The sequence below is a fragment of the Streptosporangium sp. 'caverna' genome, assembly GCF_003203775.1.
Lineage (GTDB): Bacteria > Actinomycetota > Actinomycetes > Streptosporangiales > Streptosporangiaceae > Streptosporangium > Streptosporangium subroseum.
On record NZ_CP029711.1, the window covers coordinates 1,404,318 to 1,420,964 of the forward strand.

10 protein-coding genes are annotated in these 16,647 nt (G+C 69.2%); 3 read left to right on the forward strand and 7 right to left on the reverse strand.

Translation table 11 applies throughout. The features are described from left to right. Positions 1-22 precede the first annotated feature (22 nt). On the reverse strand, positions 23-1,921 hold the full coding sequence (locus DKM19_RS06335; RefSeq protein WP_110694901.1) for an N-6 DNA methylase: 1,899 nt from the start codon (positions 1,919-1,921) through the stop codon (positions 23-25). Between the two features lie 84 nt (positions 1,922-2,005). On the opposite strand from DKM19_RS06335, the gene DKM19_RS06340 reads away from it, so the two are divergent. After that, the gene (locus DKM19_RS06340) at positions 2,006-2,806 is read left to right on the forward strand and encodes a PP2C family serine/threonine-protein phosphatase (protein ID WP_110694902.1); all 801 of its coding nucleotides are present in this window, start codon (positions 2,006-2,008) and stop codon (positions 2,804-2,806) included. Between the two features lie 199 nt (positions 2,807-3,005). Here DKM19_RS06340 and DKM19_RS06345 read toward each other — a convergent pair whose 3' ends face one another. Together DKM19_RS06345 and DKM19_RS06350 are read right to left on the reverse strand one after the other, a co-directional pair. After that, positions 3,006-3,836 (reverse strand): phosphoribosylaminoimidazolesuccinocarboxamide synthase, encoded by an 831-nt coding sequence (locus DKM19_RS06345; RefSeq protein WP_110694903.1) that lies wholly within the window; start codon positions 3,834-3,836, stop codon positions 3,006-3,008. Between the two features lie 336 nt (positions 3,837-4,172). Then, on the reverse strand, positions 4,173-4,817 hold the full coding sequence (locus tag DKM19_RS06350; protein WP_110694904.1) for a TetR/AcrR family transcriptional regulator: 645 nt from the start codon (positions 4,815-4,817) through the stop codon (positions 4,173-4,175). A 236-nt stretch (positions 4,818-5,053) separates the two neighbouring features. Between DKM19_RS06350 and DKM19_RS06355 the strand changes: the two genes are divergently transcribed. Both DKM19_RS06355 and DKM19_RS06360 read left to right on the forward strand, forming a co-directional pair. After that, positions 5,054-6,553: an MDR family MFS transporter gene (locus tag DKM19_RS06355; RefSeq protein WP_110694905.1), complete on the forward strand. Its 1,500-nt coding sequence runs from the start codon at positions 5,054-5,056 to the stop codon at positions 6,551-6,553. Between the two features lie 217 nt (positions 6,554-6,770). Beyond that, positions 6,771-7,367 (forward strand): DedA family protein, encoded by a 597-nt coding sequence (locus DKM19_RS06360; RefSeq protein WP_110694906.1) that lies wholly within the window; start codon positions 6,771-6,773, stop codon positions 7,365-7,367. A gap of 9 nt (positions 7,368-7,376) precedes the next feature. On the opposite strand, the gene DKM19_RS06365 is transcribed toward DKM19_RS06360, so the two are convergent. The 4 genes from DKM19_RS06365 to DKM19_RS06380 form a co-directional block, all read right to left on the reverse strand. Continuing rightward, the gene (locus tag DKM19_RS06365) at positions 7,377-12,383 is read right to left on the reverse strand and encodes a DNA repair ATPase (RefSeq protein WP_110694907.1); all 5,007 of its coding nucleotides are present in this window, start codon (positions 12,381-12,383) and stop codon (positions 7,377-7,379) included. 11 nt (positions 12,384-12,394) lie between these two features. Continuing rightward, positions 12,395-14,518, reverse strand: coding sequence for an SPFH domain-containing protein (locus tag DKM19_RS06370; protein ID WP_110694908.1), 2,124 nt, complete (start codon positions 14,516-14,518; stop codon positions 12,395-12,397). Between the two features lie 12 nt (positions 14,519-14,530). Next, complete coding sequence (locus DKM19_RS06375) at positions 14,531-15,133, reverse strand: OB-fold-containig protein (RefSeq protein ID WP_110694909.1); 603 nt, start codon at positions 15,131-15,133, stop codon at positions 14,531-14,533. A gap of 629 nt (positions 15,134-15,762) precedes the next feature. Continuing rightward, complete coding sequence (locus DKM19_RS06380) at positions 15,763-16,524, reverse strand: PP2C family serine/threonine-protein phosphatase (RefSeq protein ID WP_110705512.1); 762 nt, start codon at positions 16,522-16,524, stop codon at positions 15,763-15,765. Positions 16,525-16,647: the final 123 nt, after the last annotated feature.

The following is a 16,647-nucleotide window of genomic DNA, read 5'->3' on the forward strand; positions in this document are numbered from 1 at the left end:
GACCCTCCCAGACTTGCGGGCATCACACCCGTTGGTCGCACGGCCGGAGATGGCCGTCGACCAGTCCGTCAAAGCCTAGCCGGATCAGGGTTTCTCCCAGTGTTCTCGTCTCGCGCAGTCTGTCCTCCAATGCGAACAACTCGCGGAACGCCGTGCCGTACCGCCGCTGGTCGGGCAGGGGCAGCATCGGCACCCGCGCCCGCCGCACGTCGAGGCGGCTGGAGCTGGGATGGATCCTGGCCCCGTCCGCGGAGCGCAGGAAACCGGCCAGGAAGCCGGAGTCGAGCCGCTGCGGGTCCACGCGGTAGAGGGTGACCTGCGGGCCGAGCGCCGCACCGCTCTGTGTGATCATCCGTACGGTGCCCAGCACGGTGGTCACGACGTCACCGGGTTTGATCATGACCAGGGCCGGATCGAGGGTGGTCCGTCCGGAGGGGGACGTGCCCGCGGCGATGTCGTCGGCGGTCAGAACCGGGAGAGGACCCTCATCGGCGGACATCTTGGGCGGGGCTTGGAGAATGGCGATCAAACCCGCCTTGGCCAGCTCTCCGATGGTGGTGGTCGGCAGGTCCTGCCGTTCGTCGAGCAGCTCAAGGGAGGGCGGCGCGTCCGACAGCATGGCCGAGGTGCCCCTGAACCTGGCCAGCGCGTCGGTGAAGTCCCGCAGGAAGTCCAGGCCCCCCTGCTGCGGGCGATGCCTGGCCGGGTTGAGGTCCACCTCGTCGTCGAGCAGGTCGATGATCCGCACCGTACGGCTGTCGCCGGACAGCTCGGCCTCGGGGTTCTCCACGTAGGCGCGCCAGGCGGGCTCCACGATCGACAGGTCCTCGCTCGCGTCCACCACCAGGAGCTGGGACGGGGGCCGCGTGCCGTTGGGGCGGCGGAGCACCCACAGGTCGGGGCCGCCGGGCGCCAGCGTCACCACGGCCCGCAGCGCCCCGGCGCGGAGCAGGTTGCCCCGGATCCGCTTGCCGGGACGGCGGCTGGCCGCCGCGGTGGGCATCAGGATCGCCACCAGACCTCCCGGCTTCACGTGGGCCAGGCAGTGCTGCACCCAGGCGAGCTCGGACTCCCCTCGCGGCGGCAGGCCGTACTCCCAGCGGGGGTCGGCGGCCAGGTCCTCGTAACCCCACGCGCGCTCGTTGAACGGCGGGTCACAGATCACGGCGTCGGCGAGATCGCCGGTCAGGCCGTCCTCGCGGAGGGAGTCGCCGGCGACGATCCGTGACTCGGCGCCCCGGAGCAGCACCCGGACCGCGGAGAGCAGCGCGTTCGTCTCGTTGATCTCCTGGCCGCGTGAGGACTCCGCGTGCAGCAGCAGAGTCCCGACACCGCAGGCGGGGTCGAGGACGACCCCCTTCTCCTGGACGGCGAGCCGGGTCATGAGCTCGGCCACGTCGTCCCGGGTGATCGAGAGCTGGCGGGAGTGGGCCTCGACGTAGCGCTCGCAGAGGAACTCGAAGGCGTCCAGCGGCCCGCGCTCGGCGGCCAGCTCGGCGACCAGCCCGACGAGGGCGAGGTCGTCCAGACGCAGGTCGGGGGAGCCGGGAAGATCGGCTGTCACGGTGGCCATGCGGGAGAGGGACCTCGTGCCGTGATCGCGCCAGGCTCCGGGCTCGCGGTGCAGAAACAGCAGGAACGCGCCGGCCCTGCCCACCAGATCTCCCAGGCGCAGGTCGTCGACCGAGGTCCGCAGCCGCTGCCAGACCAGGTCACCGAGGGAGACTTCAAAAGATTTGCCATTTGCACGTAACCATGCGGCAATTTCGGGCAGGGAGAAGAGAGGGCTGGAGGCGGTGCCGCCCACGGGCTGGGGGAAGTCCTCATGGCGGCGGCGCCAGTTGCTTACCGCTGCCCTGCCGACTCCGGCGAGCCGGGCGATGTCGCCCGCGTTCACGGTGATGTCCTGGCGCTCCTCCATATTGGGTCACAGTAGTTCACTGTGCCGCAACGGTCTACAGGAACTTTGCTTGTGAAGTGCCTCAACCAATGCTTTACTGCCTTCATGGCACTGAACGAAGCATTGGCACTGCGCTATGCGGCTCGCTCTGATGTAGGCGTCCGCCGCGAGGCGAACGAGGATTCGGGCTACGCGAGCGCACGCCTGCTCGCCATAGCCGACGGTATGGGTGGTCATGCGGGCGGAGAGGTCGCCAGCTCACTCGCCGTCACGGCGATGGCGGCGTTGGACGAGAGTCTTCCCGAGAGCGGTGTCGACCTGCTGGCCGCGCTCAAGGACGCGGCCAAGGGCGTGAACCACACGCTGCGTGACATGAGCGAGCAGGATCCCACGCTGCGCGGGATGGGCACCACCCTGACCGCCATGCTCTGGGACGGTGCCACCTTCGCGCTGGCCCACGTCGGCGACTCCCGCGCCTACATGCTGCGCGACGGCGCCCTCTACCAGATCACCCACGATCACACCCTTGTCCAGTCGCTGGTGGACGAGGGGCGGATCACCCTGGAGCAGGCCGCGGAGCACCCGCGCCGATCCATGGTGCTGAGGGTTCTTGAGGGCACCGGCGACGGTGAGCTCGACCTCTCCCTGCGCGAGGCCTATCCGGAGGACCGCTACCTTCTCTGCTCCGACGGCCTGACCGCAGTGGTCGGTCCCGAGACCATGTTCAACACGCTGAGCGAGATCTCCGATCCCGACGAGGCCGCCCGGTGGCTCATCGACCTGGCCAACCGGGGCGGCGGCCCCGACAACATCACCTGCATCGTGGCCGACTTCTGCGCGCCGACCGGTGCCTCCGCGGTCCCGCTGATCGTGGGCGCCGCGGCGGAGAGGAAGTTCGCCGTCTGACGCCCGTCTCCCCCCGAAGAGGCCGGTGCGAGTCGTCCACACCGGCCCTCGCGATTCGGGCCGTGGGGGAGGGTCTCCCTCGAACGGATGGGCGGGCCGGCCCCCGGCCACGGGGCGTACGTTCCGTGGTGCCCGTACCGCCGTGCGGCGGGGTGAGGCCGGTCCCCGGCCGTGGGAGCGCGTCAGGGGCGCGGGCGGGTCACCAGGACTTGCCGGTGATGCGCTCGTACGCCTCGAGGTAGCGCGCCCGGGTGACCTCCACGACCTCGGCGGGCACCTCCGGCGCGGGCTCCTTCTTGTCCCATCCCGTGCCGGTTGCCCAGTCGCGGACGTACTGCTTGTCGAACGAGAACTGCGTACGGCCGGGCTTCCAGTCGTCGGCCGGCCAGAACCGCGAGGAGTCCGAGGTGAGCACCTCGTCGCCGAGCACGAGTGTGCCGTCCGGGGCCCAGCCCAGCTCGATCTTGGTGTCGGCGATGATGACGCCGCGCTCGGCGGCGAGCTCGGATCCCCGCCCGTAGATCTCCAGCGTGATCCGCCTGAGCTCCTCGGCGACCTCCGCACCCTCCTGCGCGACCACGTCGTCGAAGGTGATGCTCTCGTCGTGCAGGCCGAGCGGCGCCTTGGTGGTCGGGGTGAAGATCGGCTCGGGGAGCTGGGACCCCTCGACCAGACCGGGAGGAAGCGGCACCCCGGAGATCGAACCGGTCGCCCGGTAGTCCTTCAGGCCCTGTCCCGTCAGGTAGCCGCGGGCGATGCACTCGACCTGGACCATCTTCAGCTTCCGGCACCGTACGGCGCGTCCCTCGAACTCGGCGGGCACGTCGGTGGCCGAGATCACATGGTTGGGCACGATGTCCGCGAGCTGCTCGAACCACCACAGCGACAGCCGGGTGAGGATCTTCCCCTTGTCCGGGATGGGCGTGGGCAGGATCACGTCGTACACCGACACCCGGTCGGAGGCCACGAGGATGATGTCCCCCCGGTCCTCGTATACGTCGCGGACCTTCCCGGAGTGTAGAAGTTTCACGCTGTTCCCTGCTCTCGCGCGATCCCGTAGTCACAGGAGGACCGGTGATCGCTGAATCGACACGCTCATCGCACTCGATGACGGAGACCGTTCCGGTGGGCGCGGGGCCGACCGGCAACCAACAGACTAGTCGTCCGGCCGGGAGCGCCATCCCCGCAGGTACGGGGTCGGCGTCGTCACCGCGACCTGGACGGTTCTCCGGCGCCGGCCGTGCTTCCGGGAGCACGAGTGATCTCCGGAGCCCTCCCGCGCCCGGACCTCCGTGATCACGAACGCGGTCGGCCGCCGATCGTCTCCGGGACCATGAATACGATCGGCCGCCGGGCGTCCCCCGGATCACGGACAGGGTCGGCAGCCGGTCGCCTCCGGCCGGGTCCCGGCCGGGCCGCAGTGATCGGCGAGCGGGAGTTGCGGGGCGGGGAACAGGTCGCCGGTCAGTAACGCCGCCGCGTGCGTCGCGGCGGCGAGGATGTCGGCGTCGTCCGCCTCGGTCTCATGGGAGGCCATCACGGTGATGTGCACGCTGAGCAGGGCCATCCGAACGCGCAGGCGTTCCTGGAGAGGTGCGTCCGGACCCGCGATGATCCGGGTGGCCTTCTCCATCCGCTGCTGGATGGTGCCCCGGTCCGTATGCAGGGCGGCGCGTACCGCGGTCTGGTTGACGGCCGCGAAGCGCATGACCGGCAGCCCTCGGCCGACGGCCAGCGCGAGCCATCCGCCGAGAAGTTTCGAGGACAGCTGCGGGGAGGGCGGTTGGGCGGCGGCCCAGGCGAGCAGCTCGTCGAGCGCGTTCAGATGCTCCTCGAAGAGGCTGAGGATGATCGCCTCTTTGCTCGTGAAATGGTAGTAGAGCGCGGCCTTGGTGATGCCGAGTTGCTCGGCGATCTCGCGCATCGAGGTGGCGTCGTAACCGTGCTCGGTGAACAGGGCCAACGCGACGTCCCCGATCTGTGCCCGCGTGTCCTCGCCCTTGCGCCGCATACCCCTCAACCGTTCCGCCTTCTCCGTCTATGTCGTGATTTATTCCCATCCTCGCACATTTGCTAACCGGCCGGTAAGTAAGTACGGTACTTACCGGCCGGCTAGTTAAATTGAGTGGAGAAGGTGCAGTGGTAACGAAGGACGGAACGACAGGGGCGGCGGCTTCGCCGGTTTCGGCAGCGGAGGTGGCGGCGCCGGCAGAGGCGGGGGGACTGGGGTTCAGTCACCGTCAAATCATGATCACGATGAGCGGCCTGGTCATCGCCATGCTACTGGCGATGCTGGACAACATGATCGTCGCCCCGGCACTGCCGACGATCGTCGGCGAACTGGGCGGACTGGACCACCTGGCGTGGGTGGCCACGGGATACATTCTGGCCTCCACGGTGTCCACACCGATCTGGGGCAAGCTCGGCGACCTGTACGGCCGCCGCATCATTTTCATCTCCTCCGTAGTGATCTTCCTGGTCGGCTCGGTGCTCTGCGGCATGGCCCAGGACATGACGCAACTGATCGCCTTCCGCGCGATCCAGGGCCTGGGCGCCGGCGGTCTGATGGTCGGCGTCATGTCGATCATCGGCGAGATGATCCCGCCGCGTGACCGCAGCAAGTACCAGGGCCTGATGATGGCCGTCATGCCGGTCGCGATGATCGGCGGCCCGCTCATCGGCGGGTTCATCACCGACAACCTCGACTGGCGCTGGGCCTTCTACGTCAACCTGCCGCTCGGCGTGGTCACCCTGGTGGTCTGCTGGATCACCCTCGGCAAGCTGCCGAAGGGCACCGGCAAGGCTCGCATCGACTGGCTCGGCTCCGCACTGCTCACCGTGTGGATCACCGCACTGGTGCTGATCACCAGCTGGGGCGGCGTCCAGTACGACTGGGGCTCGGCACAGATCCTCGGGCTCGCGGTGCTCACGGTGGTCGCGTTCGTCGCCTTCATCGTCGTCCAGCGTCGCGTGGTCGAGCCGATCATGCCCCTGCGGGTCTTCAACAGCCTCAACTTCAACCTGGCCGGGGGACTCGCCTTCATCTCGGGCTTCGCGATGTTCGGTGCCATCGGCTTCCTGCCGCAGTTCCAGCAGTTCGTCCAGGGCACCTCCGCCACCAACAGCGGCCTGCTGCTGGCGCCCATGATGGTCTCCGCGATGATCGTCAGCCTGGGCGGCGGTCTGCTGATCAGCAAGACCGGGCACTACAAGGCCCTGCCGATCGCCGGCACCATTCTCATCACCATCAGCCTGGCGCTGTTCGCCACCATGGACGTCAACACCTCCACGTTCATGTCCGGCGTCTACATGGCGATCCTGGGCGCGGGCATGGGCGGGCTGATGCAGACCAGCACCCTCATCGCCCAGAACAGCATCGAACTGCGCGACATGGGCGCGGGCACGGGTGCCTCCACCTTCCTGCGCAACATGGGCAGCTCGCTCGGCATCTCCCTCCTCGGCGCGGTCTACGTCAACCACCTGACCGACTCACTGGCCGGAGCCGGAGTGAAGGATCTCGGCACCTCCGCCACCTCCATGACTCCGCAGGCCCTGCGCGACCTGCCGGAAGCGGCCCGGCACATCTTCCAGCAGGCCGTCACCGACGGCGTCACGGCGCTCTTCATGTGGGGCGCGGTGGTGGCCGCCGTCGGCATCGTCATCGCCGTGTTCATCCGCCAGGTCCCGCTCCGCGGCGGCCCCACGGCAGCGGTCAAGGAAGCGGAGCTGGTGGAGGCCAGCGCCTGAGCTGACCCGCGCTACTCCTCACTTCCTTAACCTCCTTATCGACGTCCCCGAAGAGCCGAGCAATCGACGTCCATGAAGAGACGAGCACACGGGCTTCGTCGGCCCGTGTGCTCGCCCTCGACGCCTGAGCCCCCTGGCCCGATTCGCAAGAAACACGCACCGGCGGTCATCTTCGCCGGGCGCTCCCGCAGGAAACCCGAAGTCCAGAGGGTCTCAGATGCTCGACATAGTGCTTCCCTCCGCGCCGCTCGCCGCCTACCTGGTCGTCTGGCTGGTGTCGTCGCTGGATCTGTTCATCCCGATCCTGCCGCCCGGCACCCTGCTGCTGGCCGGCGGCGCCCTGGCCGCCCAGGGCGACCTGAATCCCGTCCTCCTCGGCACGATCGGGGCCTTCGGCGCGTGGACCGGCGACCTGGCCGGTTACCGGATCGGCCGCCGGATCGCCCGCGGCCTGGCCCACCTTCACCCCGAGGCTCGCCCCCGGAAGAGTGAGTCCCGCTGGCAGGGGTGGATCATGCGGCACGCGTTCCTGGCGCTGCTGATCGCCCGCTACCTCCCGGCGGGCCGGACGGTCACCGCGACCACCGCGGGACGGCTGGCCCACCCCTGGCGGGCCTACACCCTGGCGGCCCTGACCGCCGAGCTCCTGTGGGCCGGTCCCGCGGTCCTGCTCGGCTACCTCGGCGGACAGTTCATCCCGGTGGAGGTCATGCTCGGCGCGGCACTCGGAGGAATCGTCCTCACCGTGCTCGCCGCCCTCCTGCGCCACCGGCGCACCGCCCGCCGTACCGGCTCGGCGATCTCGGAGTCGTAGTCGTCTCCGTCACGGTGGACCCTCCTGTCCGGGCTCTGAGGACAGGCGGCCGGCGGCGTGCTCGATGGCGGTGCTCACCCGGTCGGCGAGCAGGCCGACCGCGCCCACGGCCCGGGTCATCGGGTCGTCCTCGGCGCCGCCGAGGGCCTGGGATCGCAGGTAGGCCGTCTTCACCTCGGTCCACCTCCTGACCTGCTCGGGTGTCATGGTCCCCCTGAGCTCGGCCAGCTTGAGCAGGTTCGCCTCGGCCCCCGAGGTGAGGGTCTGGGCCTCGCCCAGATAGTGGTCGTCGATCAGGATCTCCAGCTCGGCGTCGTTCATCACGGGCACGACGCGGGCGGCGAGTTTGTTCATGTTGCGGTAGGACCCCTGGAGCTGGAACGGAGGCTCGGTCCGCGAGGAGTCGGCCTGGGCGGCCGAGGCGATGTAGGCCCTGTTGTTGGCCAGGACCACCCGCTGGATCCGCAGCAGCTTGCGCAGGACGGTGAGGATCTGCTCCAGCTCGACCGAGGAGTACGGGTGGGACAGCTGGTCGGCCCGGACCCCGGAGTCGCCCTGCGCCAGACGCATGAGGAGACGGATGTCGCCGCGGTCCCTGGCGGCGAGCGGGGCGAGGATCGGGTTGGACGTCAGCGCGTTGTCGACGTAGCTCAGCGCGAACAGCTCGTCCCTGCCCGACAGCACGTCGCCGAGGTTCCACACGTCGGCGCGGTTGGCCAGCATGTCGGGAATGCGGAACCGCTTGCCCGACTCGGTGTACGGGTTGCCCGCCATGCAGACCGCGAAGCGCTTGCCGCGCAGGTCGTAGGTGCGGGCCCGGCCCTCCCAGACGCCCTCCATCCGCCGCTGGCCGTCGCAGAGGGAGATGAACTTCTGCAGCAGCTCGGGGGAGGTGTGCTGGATGTCGTCGAGGTAGAGCAGCACGTTGTTGCCCATCTCCAGGGCGAAGGAGATCTTCTCGATCTCCTGGCGCGCCGTCGCGTCGGGAGCCTCCGCCGGGTCCACCGACGTCACCAGGTGGCCCAGGGCCGGACCGTTGACCTTCACGAAGATGAGGCCGAGGCGGCTGGCCACGTACTCCATGAGGGTGGTCTTGCCGTAGCCGGGCGGGGAGATGAGCAGCAGCATCCCCATCTGGTCGGTCCGCTTGGCGTCACCGGTCGCGCCGAGCTGCTTGGCCAGGTTGTCGCCGATGAGCGGCAGGTAGACCTGGTCGAGCAGCTCGTTGCGGACGAAGGAGGTCATGACCTTCGGCTGGAACTCCTCCAGACGCAGGCGCCCGCGCTCGGTGGCGACCAGCTCGTTGCGCCGTTTCTGGTAGGCACGGTAGGCGGGGACGCGGAGGTCGCGGAAGTGCCGGGTCCGGGCGAGGAACTCGTCCAGGCGCACCTCCAGCCTGCGCCCGGCGATCCGCGGATGCGCGCCGAGCAGGCCTTCGACCGTGGCGGTCAGGGCCGCCGACGAGTCGTGCCGCGACACCTCGCACAGCTGTACGGCCACCGCCTCCGGCAGCTCGGCCGAGGTCGAGGCCGAGGGCTCGAAGGCGCCGAGCCAGGCGCGGGCCAGCTGGTGGCGCCTGGGGAGGTCGTCCCCGAATGCCCGCAGATCGTCATCGAACTCCTTGCGCGACGGCCCCAGCACCCGGTCGAAGCGTTCCAGCAGCGACCGCGCCCCGGCGCTCGTCACGAACCCGAACGGCCGGCCGGCCAGCTCCTCGAAGAGATACTCCCCGGCCAGCTCGAATACGCCCTCGCCGTGTTGCCCCGCCGTACCCTCCTCGAAGAGGCCCTCGCCGCGCTGCCCCGCCGTACCCTCCTCCAGGCCGTGCATGAAGGTCGCGACGGCGGAGCCCAGCGCCTCGCGGGTCTCGTCCACCGCGTCCACCCGGCCGAACAGGGCTCGAGCCCGGGCCAGTGACACCGCCCGGGTGGTCCAGGTCAGGCGGGCGGCCTCGTCGGTGCCGAAGGCCCAGAAGAGCTGTGCGGCGGCTCTCGCCGCCGGGGGATAGCGGAGCAGGCCGGCGCCCGCGTGCAGGCGCAGCAGGGCGCTCAGGATCGCGGCGGCGTCATGGTCGTGGACGCCTCGCTCGTAGCCCTCGTCGTAGCGGCTCTCCGCCACCCGGCGGACGAGCGACTGCAGCTCGCCCTCGGTCACCGCCGCCTCGTGCAGCGCGTCGAGGGAGACCGCGGACTCGCCCACCTTCAGGGTGCCGGCCTCGGCCGCGGCCAGGATCCAGGCGGCCAGGTGCTCCCCCCGATACACCTCGGCCGACTCCGAGACCAGCAGCTGGTTCCAGAACGGCCGAGTCGCCGCGAAGGTCTCGTCGCGCACCGGCGAGCGGTAGTCGGTCCCCGTGACGGCGAACGCCATCCCGTCCCGATGGGGGACCAGGGTCAGGTCGGCCGCCTGGGTGTTGACCGCGAACAGGTGCCGTCCGAGCCGGATGGTCTCGCCGCCGTCGGAGTAGAGGTCCAGCCGGTCGCGCAGGGCGCGGCCCGCCTCCTGACGGGCGGATTTGATCCGGCCTTCGAGCTCCTCCGCGCGGACCTGGTCGCCCAGCGCGCGCAGCTCCCCGGCCACGCCCCGCAGCTTGACCACCATCGGGTCGGACCCGAAGTAGGTGTTGATCTCATCCGGTGACTTCAGCCCGGCCACCCGGCGTCGCACGCTGGACAGGATCCGCGTGGCGGAGTCGGCCAGGCGGTCGGCTCGGCGGGCGCGCTCGTCCAGCAGCGACTGCTTGCGCGAGGAGAACGCCTCGTAGACGTCCTCCTGCTTGGAGGTCAGCTGCTCCAGGAAGTCGTCGAACTCGGTGAAGCGCGACTCCAGGTTCTCCAGCTGGAGCATCAGCCGGCCCAGCTGCTCGTCGCAGCGCTCGGGGGTGTCGGCCATCGCCAGTGCCCCGGTGATGGCCTGCCCCAGCAGTGCGAACTCCGCGCCGAAGGCCGCCCGGCCCTCGCTCGCCAGCAGCTCCCTGCGACGCGCGTCCAGGGTGGCCCGGGCGCGGTTGACCCCGCCGAGCACCTCGCCGACCCGCTCCAGGATGGCCGTCCGCACGGTCGCGTCGGCGATGTCGAGCGTGCCGACCACCTCGATCACGACCTCAAGCCCCTGCGCCTGCCCGGCCAGTCGCTCGCCGATCGGCACGGCCTCCGCCACGGTCACGATGGCGCTCGCGTCGGAGACCAGCCGTTCGACCTCCGCGCGGTAGCCGGCGAAGGCGTCCTCGCCCTGCAGGAAGCCGGCCGCGCGCCGCGCGGTGCTGTCGAGTTCGGCGTCGAGTTCGGCGCCCAGCTCCTCGATCCGGGTGATGTTCACGTAACGCAGCTCGCGCAGGGTCACCAGACGCCCCTGGGCCCGCCGCAGATCGGCGAGCTGGGTGACCCACGCCTGGGCGGAGCGAGGCGCCTCGCCGCGTGCCCGCCGCACCAGCGTGGTGATCTCGACGGCGGCGTTCTCCAGCGCGGTCGCGGCCTGCTCGGTGAGCGACTGGACGTTCTCGAACTCGTCCAGCACCTGCTCGGCGCCGGCCCGCACGTCGGTCAGCGATCCCCGGAGCCCGTGCTCGCCCAGCCAGTGGTAGTGGTCGAAGATCCGGGCGCAGGCGGCGATCAGTGCTTCGAAGACGGGGATCGACGGCGCCATCTCGTCGACCATCCGGGCCACCGACAGGCAGTCGGAGATCCCGCGCACCAGCTCCGCGTTTCCGATCCGCTCCAGCGGACCGCTCCCCGTCGGCTGGGCGGCGGCGTAGACGTCCGACTGGTACGGCGTCTGCCAGACCTGCATCGGGTGGACGCGGGTGGGCTCGTCGGAGGTCGCCCTGAAGACGACCAGGGTGCCGTCGTCGAACAGCGAGTAGCCGTGGCAGGAGAAAGGCGTCGCCACCTGCTTGCGGATCACGTTGTACGGCAGCAGCAGCGACCGGCCCTCGCTCCGGGCGTGGAAGACGTAGAGCACGTCCTCGCCGTTGGCCGAGCGGATGACCCGCTCGAACTCCAGGTCGGAGACGTCGGTGTCGAAGGTCTTGCTGATCCCGGTGGACAGGTAGTAGCCGCCGGGGAAGATGATCCCCTGGTCCTCGGGAAGGCGCTGGCAGGCCTGGCCGATGCCGTCGAGGCGGACCACGCCCTTGGTCTGGGTGTTGAAGACCAGGTGCCGCCACCCGGCCTCCTTGTACGGCCGGATGCGCAGCAGGATCAGCGGGCCGATCCTGGCGTGGTACACATCGGCGTCCGCGAGGCTCTGCAGCGGCTCGGCGACGGGTTCGCGGTAGACGCCCTCGCCGCTCTCCGTGTTGTTCTCGACCTTGATGGTGAGGTCGCCGCCGATGGTCTCGACGAACACCTCGCCCTGGATCGAGATGTGCGGGTGGCGGCCGGGCACGTGGTCGTCGCGGGTGGCCGCGACCCACTCGAAGTCGTGGGACGGCGGGAACGTGTGGTCGCGCTCGCCGCGGTCGTCGATGTAGGTGAGCGTGCCGTCCACCCCGACCTGCCAGCGCAGCACACGCGTGTCCTGCGGGCCGGTCTGGAAGACGGCCAGCATCTTGCCCTCGATGCGGCGGAGCTGGACCAGCCGGGTCTCCCGGTAGTAGCGGTAGAGCTCGGCGAAGTCCCGCTCGAACTGCGGATCGCGGAACATCGGCGCGGGATCGAACCGGAACGCGTCCCCGTTCCCCGTGCTCCGTACGAACGTGTGCATGGAGAAGACGTCCTCGACGGCCGTCTCCGGTTTCAGCCCGATGAACACGTTGTAGCCGAACAGCATGAGCCCGCCGATCGACACGATGTCGCGGGGCACGCAGTTGTTCTCGGTGCGGATCCGTTCGGTGCCGATGAGGCGGAGCTCGGCCCCGCCGAACACCTCCAGGCGCTCGGCGTTGAGCGCCTCGGCCTGCCGGGCCAGCTCGGTGGCCTGCTCGGCGAGCCGGGCGCGGAGCACCTCGTAGGTGCCCGCGTCCAGCTCCGCCTGGCCGCTCGGCGCCCTGGTGGCCGTCTCCGTCGTCTCTGTCATGGACGGCGCCGCTACTTGTCGGAGTTGAGGGAGTTACCGGAGTGCAGGGCCGCGACCGGAGTCTCGGCGACGCCGAGTTTCTGCGCGTCGCTCAGCAGGTCACGCAGCCTGTCCGCGTCGGGGCCGCCCTCCTTGATCAGCTTCACCAGCAGCGCGGAGAGCGAGAGGTTCCGCACGTCGGCGGTGTCCAGCGAGCCGAGCATCCTGGTCAGGTCGGCGGGCAGGCTCGCCGAGCCGTCCAGGTACGGCCTGGCCAGCGTCTGAGCGGTCTCGGAGTGCTGCATGAAGCCGTCCACGCTCTTACCCATGGTGATCGAGCCGATCAGCCGGTCGAAGAACACGCTGTCGCCGCCGACGATGTCGATGTTGGCCTTCGACAGGCCGGCCGACAGTACGGTGGCCTGCGCCTCGGCGACCTTGAGCTGGACGTTGACCCCGGCGAGGCGGATCTCCTTCTCCGCGTCCAGCCGCAGACGGAACTCCTCGTGGATGCGGCTCGCGTCGTTGAACGCGGCCATCGCCGCCGCCTTCTCGGTGAGACCCTCGGCCTCGGCCTTGAGCTTCTCGCCGACCCCGGACGCGGCGGCCAGGGCCATGGCCTGCTCGCCCTCCGCCTCGGCCTTCAGCTTCTCGCGGATCGACGTGGCGTTCGCGAGCGCCTTGGCCTGGTCACCCTCGGCGGTCGCCAGGGACTTCTCCCGCTCGACCGTGGCCTCGGCGCGGCCGATCTTCTCGATCGCCGCGGCGTCCCGCTCACGCACCTGCACCTCGGCCAGGCCGACCGCGGCGGCCTCCGCCTGGATGCCCTCGGCGAGCCGGATCTTCGCGCGGGTGTCGAGCTCGGCGGCCTGCTGGCGTGACTCGGCGAGCACCAGGATCTCGCGTGCCCTGTGCTTGGACGCGGCCTCGGACGCCTCCGCCGCCTTGATGTCCTTGACCAGGCTCTCCTGAGCCTCGGCCTCGGCCTGGATGATCACGGCCTGACGGGTCCGCTCGGCCTCCTCGACCACCCGCAGGCGCTTGATGCTCTCCTCCTGCTCGGCGACCGTCTTCTCCACCACGATCCGCTCCCGGATCACCTCGGCGATGGAGCGCTTCTCGCCCTCGAGCTCCTTGTCCTTGGAGATGCGGGACAGCTCGGTCTCGCGCTCGCGGGAGATGACCTCCATCATGCGGTCCTTCTCGATCCGCTCGGTCTCGATGGCGATGACGCGCTCGCGGTTCTTCGACGCCACGGCGATCTCGCGGGCCTGGTTCTCCCGCTGGACGCCCAGCTGCTCGTCGGTGCGCAGGTTGGCCGCGTAGGCCTTGAGCCGCTCCTCGGCCTGGACCTTGGCGGTCTCCGCCTCCTCGCGGGCACGCATGGTCTCGACCTCGCGCTTCTGCTTGGTCTCCGCGTCGTGCTGGCGGCGCTCCAACTCGAGGATGGCCTCCCGCGCGTCCACGTTCTGGCGGGTGATCTCCTTCTCCTCGTGCCGCTGGTACTCGTTCGTCCGCACGTGCTCGATCGCGGTCAGTTCAGTGATCTTGCGAATGCCCTGGGCGTCGAGGATGTTGGCCGGGTCGAGCTTGGAGAGGGGAGTCTGCTCCAGGAAGTCGATGGCCGCGTCCTCGAGGCTGTAGCCGTTGAGGTCGGTGCCGATGACCTGGATGATCTGGTCGCGGAACTGGTCACGCTGGGTGTAGAGGTCCACGAAGTCGAGCTGCTTGCCGACCGTCTTGAGCGCCTCGGAGAACTTGGCGCTGAACAGCTCCTGCAACGTCTCCTGGTCGCTGGCCCTGGCGGTGCCGATGGCCTGGGCGACCTTCACCACGTCCTCGACGGTCTTGTTGACGCGGACGAAGAAGGTGATCCGGATGTCGGCCCGGATGTTGTCCCGGCAGATCAGGCCCTCGTGGCCGGTCCGTTCGATCTCGATGGTCTTCACCGAGATGTCCATGATCTCGGACTTGTGGAACACGGGCAGGACGACCGCGCCGGTGAAGGTGACGTCCACCTTGTTGATCTTGGAGACGATCAGCGCCTTGCCCTGTTCGACCTTGTAGAACAGGCGGCTGATCATGAAGAGCAGGCCGATGGAGACGAGAAGGATGACGGCTAGGAGGATGCCGAATCCGGTGGAGATGACGTCCATGTGGTCCCTCGGTTAAATAGGACGGTCGGGGTCGAGTTCCGCGGCGTACGGCATCACCCAGAAAAACTCGCCCGGGGAGTCATAGGCGAAGATCAGGGCGGTGCTGCCGGCGGCGAAGACGTCGTCACCGGTCTGGCGGACTTGCACGAGGGCGGAGGAACCGTCGGAGGAGGTGACCTCGGCCTGGCCGAAGTTCTCGCCGACACGACCCGTGCGGATGACGCAGGTACGGCCCACGAAGTCGGCCCGGGAGGGGACGCGCTCCTTCGGGATGACACGCCTCAGGAACAGCACGACCAGCCGGGTGAGCACCCAGGCGCAGAGCAGTGCCGCGATCAGTACGGCGATCAGGGCGGAGAGGCCGCTGAACAGAACGCCGCCCACCAGGCTGACGAACCACGCGATGACGACCAGCAGCGAGACGACCACGGCGACCGGTATTCCGCCGAGCCCCAGGCCTGCCGCCCATCCGGTGAAGCCCGTCGCTCCGGTTCCGTCACCGTCGAACTCGATCCCGCCGAATACGGCGATCAACCAGTAACCGAGAACAACCAGAAGCAGAAAGGTGAAAAGGACGGTCGGAAAAGCCAGTACGGCCTCGATGAACTGGGTCATCGGTGTGTGAGATCCCCCTGCCGACGTGCCTGACAATGCACTCCCCCGAGCACATGTGCATGACTATATACACATAAAGATCGAGTAAAGGGAATAGTTCCCTAAATTGGAGTTATGTCTGTCTGGGGCTCGCCGAGCGCCCCGGAGGCACGAAAAAGCCGAGGAGTCGGAGCCGGTGCTCCAGGTCCTCGGCTTCGGGGGAGAGGGTCAGGCGGGCCGGGTGACCATGTAGGCGAGACCGATGAGGATCACGACGGGAATGAGCCATACGATCGCCTCGATGGCGAATTCCTTGTACATGAGGACCATCCTTCGGAGTGGCAATCGGAGGGGAGCGCAGAACCGACGATAGCGGCTGCTCCCCGCCGCGACCAGAACCGGCCGATCACAGCTTTCAGAAGGAATGGAGGCGTGTCCCGCCGGGCAGGAGAAGGGCACTCGCGGATCGCGTGAAAACGGCCCGGCCTTTCCTCGATGTCGGGCTGTCCCCGAGCTGTGAGACCGGCGACCAAAGATACGAACGCCCGGTTTCTCCTCGGCGCTGTGCCGTCCCGAGCGATGAGACCGGTCGGCCCATCGGGGAGACGCGAACGGCCCGGGGTTCTTCTCGAAGGCGAGCCGCCCGCGACCTACGAGGGGTTGGCCGAACCGACCACCGTGGGAGTGCCCATGGCGGGGCCTTCGACCACGTCGGCGACCACGCAGGTGATGTTGTCCGGCCCCCCGGCGTCGCAGGCGAGCTGGATGAGCTGCCGGATGACCTCGTCGAGGTCGTCGAACTCGGCGAGCACGTGGCGGAGCTGGACGGCGTCGACCACCCCGGACAGGCCGTCGGAGCAGAGCAGGTAGCGGTCGCCGACCTCCGCGTCCCGCAGGGAGAGGTCGAGCTCGAGGTTGTCGCCGCCGTCCAGCACCTGGAGCAGGATCGAACGGTGCGGATGCCGGGCGGCCTCCTCGGGGGTGATCCGCCCGTCGTCCATCAGGGTCTGGACCAGGGTGTGGTCGTAGGTGATCTGGTAGAGATCCCCGTTGCGGAGGAGGTAGGCGCGGGAGTCGCCGATGTGGGCGAGGGCGACCCGCGAGCCGTTCCAGAGCATCAGGGTCAGGGTGGTGCCCATGCCGGTGAGGGTCGGGTCCTCCTTGACCAGGTCGCGCAGGCGCTGGTTGGCCTTGCGGACCCCCGCCTCGGCGGCGGCGGCCAGGTCACCCGGGCACTCCTGGTCCAGGGGCGCGATCGTGGCGATCGCCGCCGAGCTGGCGACCTCCCCGCCCACGTGGCCGCCCATCCCGTCGGCGACGGCGAGAAGCCGGGCGCCGGCGTAGGCCGCGTCCTCGTTGCCTTGCCGGACCCGGCCGACATCGGAACCTGCCGCATAGCGGAGCGTGATCATCTGCACACCACTGGAACGTCGAGTTGCACGAGCTAGCTGCTTTCGGACAGTTGTGAGGGGCATGGGGCGAACCGAGATGTTCCACGATCCACTGAACACCATGGTGGCGCAAGCGGCCTGGGG